Source organism: Cedecea sp. VD22, assembly GCF_037150195.1.
Taxonomy (GTDB): Bacteria; Pseudomonadota; Gammaproteobacteria; order Enterobacterales; family Enterobacteriaceae; genus Cedecea.
The window spans coordinates 1-341 of the sequence record NZ_JBBCPX010000060.1 but is presented as its reverse complement, the minus strand read 5'-3'; the positions used below and the strand labels follow the sequence as shown (position 1 = coordinate 341).

Here is a 341-nt window from a genome sequence, read left to right as displayed (position 1 = left end):
TCTGAAGTAAGTTTTGGTGCATGAAATGATGGTGGAGCTAAGCGGGATCGAACCGCTGACCTCCTGCGTGCAAGGCAGGCGCTCTCCCAGCTGAGCTATAGCCCCATCGATTTCGTAAAACCTTTGAATTACCGTGAATTCATCGCTGGTCAAGGCGCAGCGCCACGAAGCATACTTTTGTATGTGAGTGGTGCTGTAACGCAGGATAGCGGAGAATTTGGTAGGCCTGAGTGGACTTGAACCACCGACCTCACCCTTATCAGGGGTGCGCTCTAACCACCTGAGCTACAAGCCTATAAGGTTTTACTGCTCGTTTTCTATCAGACAATCTGTGTGAGCAC

Annotated in this window: 2 tRNA genes; both read right to left on the bottom strand. The window is 50.7% G+C overall.

Annotated elements, in window-relative coordinates:
• Window positions 1–29: 29 nt before the first annotated feature.
• Window positions 30–105 (bottom strand) — tRNA-Ala (locus WFK85_RS23480).
• Between the two features lie 113 nt (window positions 106–218).
• Window positions 219–295 (bottom strand) — tRNA-Ile (locus WFK85_RS23475).
• Between the last annotated feature and the right edge of the window lie 46 nt (window positions 296–341).